The sequence below is a fragment of the Pseudomonas sp. BF-R-30 genome (assembly GCF_019956175.1).
Lineage (GTDB): Bacteria > Pseudomonadota > Gammaproteobacteria > Pseudomonadales > Pseudomonadaceae > Aquipseudomonas > Aquipseudomonas jessenii.
In genome coordinates this window covers 1-7,042 of sequence record NZ_JAHBDE010000060.1, presented here as the reverse complement: position 1 = coordinate 7,042, position 7,042 = coordinate 1, and the positions used below count along the sequence as shown (strand labels likewise).

Below are 7,042 nucleotides of genomic sequence, written 5' to 3'. Positions count from 1 at the left end.
CCACCACACAATCCCAGCACGATGTTTCTCATCGCCCCCGACATCAACACCGAAACCCTCTTGGCCCACGCCTGCGAATCCCTCGCCTCGGCCAGCATCATGGCCAGCGATCTTGCTGGATTTCTGCAAAGCCCTCATCGCAATGCGCTGCTGGGGATTGCGCAGATCATCATGTTGGGTGAGCTGGCGGTGAACCGGGCGCTGGATAATCTCGACCCGCAAGACTAGTCCAGTAGCAGCAAGCAACGAGTAACCCTGTAGGAGCGAGCTTGCTCGCGATGGACGTCAACGATAACGCGTGCTGCCTGATTGATCGTGTTGTCCAGACGTTTTTCGCGAGCGAGCTCGCTCCCACAGGGTTCCATGTCGTTTGGTCGATCTCGGTCTTCACGCAAACAGAGCACGTACATTCAATTTTTCCTTCCACCGCCCCGGCACTATCGAATCCTGTCCCGGCGCATCGACGCCGGTGGTTTTTCATTTGTGCGGGTAGGCCATGGACACTTCGCGAAGTGATGATCGGGCGCAAGACTGGGGGCTGCTGTTCCTGCGGGTCAGCGGCGGGTTGTTCCTGTTGTGGGTACATGGCTTGCCCAAGTTGCTTCACTACAGTGCCGAGCTGCAAAACATCGAAGACCCTTTCCACCTGGGCACGAATCTGACGCTGATGCTGGCGATTTTCGCCGAGGTCGTGTGCCCGCTGCTGATCGTCGCCGGGTTGCTGGCGCGTCTGGCGTGTTTGCCTATTCTGTTTTTGCTGTGGGTGTCGATGTTGATCGTGCATCCGCAGTGGACACTCTTCGAAGGCCAGTTCGGCTGGCTGTTGCTGATCGTGTTCACCAGCATTTTCATCGCCGGGCCGGGACGCCTGGCACTCAATGTCCGTTTCGCCGGAGCCTTGCGTTATGTCTGAATCCAATCGCCGTGAGCCGGCAAGTCCGGGGCCTGATGAGGTGGTGACCCTGATCGTCAAGCACCGGGTCAAGGCCGGTTTCGAAGTGCCTTATGCCGCCTGGCTGCGCAACATCGTCAAGGTGGCCGCGCAGAACGTCGGGCACTTGGGCGTGGATGTGGTGCGTGGCAAGAATGCCGGCCTCGACACCTACACCTGCGTGCTGCGCTTTTGTTCGACCGAGGCGATGCAGCGCTGGCTCGATTCACCGCAACGCCAGGAACTGGTCGATGAAGCCGCGCCGATGCTGGCCGATGGCGACCAGACCGAAATCAATCCGGTCAACGAGTTCTGGTTCTCGCCCCAGGCCGAGGCCAGTACGCCACCGCCGCGCTGGAAGCAGGCCGTGGTGACGCTGCTGGTGATCCTGCCGCACACCTTGCTGGTGCCGCTGCTTTGGGGGCCGTTGTTGCGGCTCAACGCCTTGCTCTCCAACTATGTGGTGGCCACGTTCCTGATCACCCTGACCATCGTGCTGTCGGTGGTTTACATCTTCATGCCCATGGCGACGCGTCTGTTCGCGCCCTGGCTGTCTCCCGCCACATTGCACGAGGAACCGTGATGAACGCCGATCTGATTCTGTTCAATGGTCAATTCCATACCGTTGACCGCGAAAAACCGCTCGCCAGCGCCGTGGCGATCAGCGACGGGCGTTTTGTCGTAGTCGGCAACGATGCCGAAGCCATGGCCCTGCGGGGCTCGAACACCCAGGTGATCGACCTCAAGGGGCGTTGCGTGATCCCCGGGCTCAACGACTCACACTTGCACTTGATCCGTGGCGGCTTGAACTACAACCTGGAACTGCGTTGGGAAGGTGTGCCGTCACTGGCCGATGCCTTACGCATGCTCAAAGAGCAGGCCGACCGCACGCCGACCCCGCAGTGGGTGCGGGTGGTCGGTGGCTGGAACGAGTTCCAGTTCGCTGAAAAGCGTATGCCGACTCTGGCGGAGCTCAATCAGGCGGCGCCAGACACGCCGGTTTTCGTGCTGCACCTGTACGACCGCGCCTTGCTCAACCGCGCCGCGTTACGCGTCGCCGGGTACACCCGCGACACGCCGAACCCGCCGGGTGGCGAGATCGTGCGTGACGCCAATGGCGAGCCGACCGGCATGCTGGTGGCGCGGCCCAATGCGATGATTCTGTACTCGACCCTGGCCAAGGGGCCGAAGCTGCCGTTGGAGTATCAGGTCAACTCGACCCGTCAGTTCATGCGCGAACTCAATCGCCTGGGCCTGACCAGTGCCATCGATGCCGGCGGCGGTTTCCAGAATTACCCGGACGATTACCAGGTGATCGAGCAGTTGGCGAAGGACGAGCAACTGACCGTGCGCATCGCCTACAACCTGTTCACCCAGAAGCCCAAGGAAGAGTTGACCGACTTCAAGAACTGGACCGGCAGCGTGAAGCTGCACCAGGGCGACGATTTCCTGCGGCACAACGGCGCCGGGGAAATGCTGGTGTTTTCGGCGGCGGACTTCGAAGACTTCCTCGAACCGCGCCCGGACCTGCCGCAAACCATGGAAGCCGAACTGGAGCCGGTGGTGCGCCATCTGGTCGAGCAACGCTGGCCGTTCCGTTTGCACGCCACCTACAACGAATCCATCAGCCGCATGCTCGATGTGTTCGAGAAGGTTAATCGCGACATTCCGTTCAACGGCTTGCCGTGGTTTTTCGACCACGCCGAAACCATCACCCCGCAGAACATCGAGCGGGTGCGGGCGCTGGGCGGCGGCATCGCGATTCAGGATCGCATGGCGTTCCAGGGTGAATATTTCGTCGAGCGTTACGGCGCGAAAGCGGCCGAAGCCACGCCACCGATCAAACGCATGCTGGCCGAAGGCGTACCGGTGGGTGCCGGTACCGACGCCACGCGGGTGTCGAGCTACAACCCGTGGACCTCGCTGTACTGGATGGTCAGCGGTCGCACCGTCGGAGGTATGGAATTGCACGCCGAAGGCCTTTCACGCCTGACGGCGCTGGAACTGTTCACCCACGGCAGCGCCTGGTTCTCCTCGGAGCAAGGCAAGAAGGGCCAGATCAAGGTCGGGCAACTGGCTGACGTCGCGGCCCTCAGTGCAGATTTTTTCAGCGTCGATGAAGAGGCGATCAAGTGGATCGAGTCGGTATTGACCGTGGTCGGCGGCAAGGTGGTGTACGGCGCCGGTGACTTCGAGAAGCTCGGGCCGGCCAGCGTGCCGGTGCTGCCGGACTGGTCGCCGGTGGTGAAGGTGCCGGGCCACTGGCGCCCGACTTCGCCGATGCAGGCCCAGGTTCACCATTGCAGCGGCCCGTGCGCGGTGCATTCCCACAGTCATGAACGGGCGCGTCTGTCGAACGCGCCGGTCAGCGATTTCGCCGGTTTCTGGGGCGCCTTTGGCTGCTCGTGTTTTGCCTTCTGACTCTTTTAAAAAAGCGCCGGCCCAACAGGTCGGCGCTGACTGCAACAACCATCCACCAAGGAGTTTCCAATGAGCAACGTTCCCTACAAACGCCTGAACAAAGACGATGCTGTGGTATTGCTGGTCGACCACCAGACCGGTCTGATCTCGCTGGTACAGGATTTCTCGCCCAACGAGTTCAAGAACAACGTGCTGGCGCTGGGCGACATCGCCAAGTTCTTCAAACTGCCGACCATCCTCACCACCAGTTTCGACAGCGGTCCGAACGGTCCGATCGTGCCGGAGCTCAAGGCGCAGTTCCCGGACGCGCCGTTCATTGCACGCCCGGGCCAGATCAACGCCTGGGACAACGAAGACTTCGTCAAGGCGATCAAGGCCACCGGTCGCAAGCAACTGATCATTGCCGGTGTGGTGACCGACGTGTGCGTGGCGTTCCCGACATTGTCAGCCATTGCCGAAGGCTTTGAGGTGTTTGTGGTGACCGACGCTTCCGGCACCTTCAACACCACCGTGCAACAAGCGGCCTGGGCGCGCATGTCGGCCGCCGGTGCACAACTGCTGAACTGGTTCTCCGTGGCCTGCGAGTTGCAAGGCGACTGGCGCAACGACATGGAAGGCCTGGCTAACCTGCTGTCCGAACGCCTGCCGAACTATCGCAACCTGATCAACAGCTACACCAAATTTACTGCCCAATAATCGCAAAACCTGTGGGAGCGGGCTTGCTCGCGAAGACGGAGCATCAGTCACAGCAATGTTGCCTGACACACCGCTTTCGCGAGCAAGCCCGCTCCCACAAGGTTTTGTGTGAACCTTGGATCAGCGACTCTGCAACCAACTCAAAAACCCACCTTTCCTGACCGCTACCGGTTTGGCCATCAACGCCATCCGGCTGTTCTGCTGGCGCACTGCCTGCAGCTTGTTCAACGCCCGGTCGACTTCCCGTCGTTGCGCCATGCAGTTGCGGGTCAGTGATTTGTCGAGGCGGTAGATGATGCTTGAGGTCATGGCGGTGAACCGTGCCTGGGACGGCGTGTCGGCGAGGATGCTTTGTTCGCCCATGACTTCACTCGGCCCCATGCGCCCGGCTTCGATCTGCGTGCTGCCGTTGGGGACGGTGGCGCTGACCACGCCGGTGGCGATGACGAACAGGCTGTCCGGTACTTCATCCAGATCCAGCACCACCTCACCGGCCGCGTATTGCTGCGCCACCATGTTCTGGGCCAGGTGATCCCGTTCCTCGGCGCTCAGGGAGCGGAATATTTTCACTTCATCGAGCAAGGCCCGTGCGCGGGTCGACGGCTCGATCACGCCATCGGGTTGCCGGGAAATGCCCGCCGCTTCAAGGTGCCGATGGGCCAGGTCGAACAGTTGATTGCGTACTTCACCCTTTTTGCCCAATTCGGCGATGAAGCCGCTGGCCACGTATTCGGACATGGTTTCGCCGGCCTCCTTGAGCACGGCTTTCGGCGCCGGATCGAGCAGCAGGCTGCTACTGCCCTGAAGGGTGCGGTCCAGGGCATCGAGTACCCGGCGCGGGCGGATGTGGTTGGGCACCTGAATGCTGATCGACACGCCGTGCATATTGAACGGGCGGCTGAGATTGACGATCTTTGCCTTGGCCGCCACCGAGTTCGGCACCACAGCGGTGCTGCCGGCGCTGGTCAGCAGGTGGGTGGCACGCCAGTCGATGTCCAGTACCTTGCCTTCAATACCGTCGATGGAAACCCGGTCATCGACCTGATACGGCTTGGTGGTATTGAGCACGATGCCGGAGAACACGTCGCTCAAGGTGCTCTGCAATGCCAGACCCACCACGATGGCGACGACGCCGGAGGTCGCCAGCAAACCTTTCACCGGCAGCTCCAGCACGTAGCCGGCGGCGGCCACCACGGCAATCAGGAACACCAGTGCACCGATGACATCCTGCAACAGCCGGCCGCTATGGCCGATGCGCCGCATCAGGGCCAGGCCGATCACTTCGGTCAGCACCCGCGCGACGTACAGCCACCAGAGAATCCCCAGTGCCGTGGCCCCCAGTTGTGCCACGCGATCATCGGCAAACAACGGCGCCTGCAACGGGCTGACGCCGGCGTTGATGAGCACCGCGCTGAACAGCACAAACAGCGCCAGGCGCACACCGACCCGGCTGACGCGATGCTTGAACGGCGCGAGGTGCCACAGCAGGGCGTCGATTACCAATAGCAGTGCACTCAGGGAAAGCAAATGCTCAAGGAGCAAGGACATGGGGAAACTCCATTTAAATGCTTGCGGCAAACAGATCGCAGATCCTTCGGGGAAGGTGATTTCAGTGCGGTGAACGAAGATTAATGGTGTGCCTGAAAGGGAACAAGCGGCTATAAAGTGTTTGACTGTCAACCGGGAAGTGACAATGAACCCATTCGAAGATATGCGTATTTTTTGCCAGGTCATGGACTCCGGCAGCTTCACGGCGGCCGCCGATCAACTGGGGCTGTCCAAGCAGTTTGTCAGCCGCCGCTTGATGCAACTCGAAGAGCGCCTGGGCGTGCGCTTGCTCAATCGTTCGACCCGGCGCCTGGATGTCACGCCGCTGGGGCAGAGCTATTACGAGTCAGCCTTGCGCCTGCTCAGCGAAGTCGAACAAGTGGAGCAGGGCATCGCCGGCCAGACCACCGAGCCACGGGGGACCATTCGTGTGAGTGCGCCGCTGTCGTTCGCGCTGGCGCATCTGGGCTGCCTGTTGCCGGTGTTTTTGCAGCGCTATCGCGACGTGACGGTGGAGATGGATTTGAGCGATCGTCCCGTGGATTTGCTCGGTGAGGGCTACGACCTGGCGCTGCGCATCGGCACACTGGAAGACTCGACACTGATCGCCCGACGCATTGCCTCCATTGAGCGGGTGTACTGCGCAAGCCCGGCGTACCTGACCGAACGCGGCACACCGCTCAAGCCTGAAGATTTGCACGGTCACGACTGCCTTCCGTACGGCCATGGTCGACAGGTGCAATGGCGGTTTGCAGGGCAGGGCAAGCCATTGAGCGTCAATGTCAGCGGGCGGATGCGGGTCAACAACGGTGAATTGCTCAAGGACGCGGCGATTGCCGGGCTGGGGGTCACGTATTTGCCGACGTTCATTGTCGGCTCGGCGTTGAAGGATGGACGGCTGGTGGAAGTGCTGGAGGATTTTCGGCTGGAGCCGCTGACGTTGTCGGCGGTCTATCCGCAACACCGGCAAAGTTCGCGGCCGGTGCAGGCGCTGGTTGAGTTCTTGCGCGAACGGCTGGATCGGGTTGAAGGTGGCTTGTAGAAATGCGCAGCGCCCGACTCAAACGAACCTGTGGGAGCGAGCTTGCTCGCGATGGCGTCGTGTCATCCAACATTGAAGTCGTCTGACACTCCGCCATCGCGAGCAAGCTCGCTCCCACAGGGTTTTGTGTTGTGTGGGAATCAGTGGGAATCAGCTCCTTTTGTCATCACCGGGCTCGGCATGGACACCGCGGTCATCACCGGGCTCGCCATTGGCATGGACACCACGGTCATCGCCGGGCTCGCCATTGGCATGAACGCCATGGTCGTCCCCAGGTTCATCATGGGTGCCGCTACGTCCTGAGGACGAGACCGATCCGGAGTGGCTCGAACCGCTGTTGGCACTGCCATGACCACTGTTGCTGCCATGGTCGCCACTGTGGCCGCTGCCGCTGTTGCCACCAC

The 7,042-nt window shown here is 61.2% G+C and carries 7 protein-coding genes and 1 pseudogene; 6 read left to right on the top strand and 2 right to left on the bottom strand.

Annotated elements, in window-relative coordinates; genetic code table 11:
- The 5 genes from KGB20_RS24400 to ycaC form a co-directional block, all read left to right on the top strand.
- On the top strand, positions 1-228 hold a 228-nt coding region (locus KGB20_RS24400; RefSeq protein ID WP_223533099.1), incomplete at its 5' end, for a DUF6124 family protein.
- Between the two features lie 268 nt (positions 229-496).
- On the top strand, positions 497-913 hold the full coding sequence (locus tag KGB20_RS24395) for a DoxX family protein (RefSeq protein ID WP_057715507.1): 417 nt from the start codon (positions 497-499) through the stop codon (positions 911-913).
- Positions 906-1,514, top strand: coding sequence for an antibiotic biosynthesis monooxygenase (locus tag KGB20_RS24390; RefSeq protein ID WP_090454696.1), 609 nt, complete (start codon positions 906-908; stop codon positions 1,512-1,514). Before KGB20_RS24395 ends, KGB20_RS24390 begins: the two co-directional genes overlap by 8 nt.
- Entirely contained in the window at positions 1,514-3,352 is a 1,839-nt protein-coding gene (locus tag KGB20_RS24385; protein ID WP_057715505.1) for an amidohydrolase, read from the top strand. The genes KGB20_RS24390 and KGB20_RS24385 overlap by 1 nt, the downstream gene beginning before the upstream one ends.
- A 69-nt stretch (positions 3,353-3,421) precedes the next feature.
- Positions 3,422-4,048 carry an isochorismate family cysteine hydrolase YcaC gene (ycaC, locus tag KGB20_RS24380; protein WP_102672891.1) on the top strand — a complete coding sequence of 209 codons (627 nt, stop codon included), beginning with the start codon at positions 3,422-3,424 and terminating at the stop codon, positions 4,046-4,048.
- A gap of 120 nt (positions 4,049-4,168) precedes the next feature.
- Here the strand turns inward: ycaC and KGB20_RS24375 are convergent, their stop codons facing one another.
- Positions 4,169-5,596: a mechanosensitive ion channel family protein gene (locus KGB20_RS24375; RefSeq protein ID WP_057715504.1), complete on the bottom strand. Its 1,428-nt coding sequence runs from the start codon at positions 5,594-5,596 to the stop codon at positions 4,169-4,171.
- A 145-nt stretch (positions 5,597-5,741) separates the two neighbouring features.
- Between KGB20_RS24375 and KGB20_RS24370 the strand changes: the two genes are divergently transcribed.
- Positions 5,742-6,638 (top strand): LysR family transcriptional regulator, encoded by an 897-nt coding sequence (locus KGB20_RS24370; RefSeq protein ID WP_150814704.1) that lies wholly within the window; start codon positions 5,742-5,744, stop codon positions 6,636-6,638.
- Between the two features lie 150 nt (positions 6,639-6,788).
- On the opposite strand, the pseudogene KGB20_RS24365 reads toward KGB20_RS24370, so the two are convergent.
- Positions 6,789-7,042 (bottom strand): annotated as a pseudogene (locus KGB20_RS24365) (hypothetical protein); the annotation flags it as partial.

What these genes read in the sequence shown, in the direction of transcription:
- KGB20_RS24395 (WP_057715507.1), top strand. Translation starts at nt 497, where the DNA reads ATGGACACTTCGCGAAGTGATGATCGGGCGCAAGACTGGGGGCTGCTG.
- KGB20_RS24390 (WP_090454696.1), top strand. Translation starts at nt 906, where the DNA reads ATGTCTGAATCCAATCGCCGTGAGCCGGCAAGTCCGGGGCCTGATGAG.
- KGB20_RS24385 (WP_057715505.1), top strand. Translation starts at nt 1,514, where the DNA reads ATGAACGCCGATCTGATTCTGTTCAATGGTCAATTCCATACCGTTGAC.
- ycaC (WP_102672891.1), top strand. Translation starts at nt 3,422, where the DNA reads ATGAGCAACGTTCCCTACAAACGCCTGAACAAAGACGATGCTGTGGTA.
- KGB20_RS24375 (WP_057715504.1), bottom strand. Translation starts at nt 5,596, where the DNA reads ATGTCCTTGCTCCTTGAGCATTTGCTTTCCCTGAGTGCACTGCTATTG.
- KGB20_RS24370 (WP_150814704.1), top strand. Translation starts at nt 5,742, where the DNA reads ATGAACCCATTCGAAGATATGCGTATTTTTTGCCAGGTCATGGACTCC.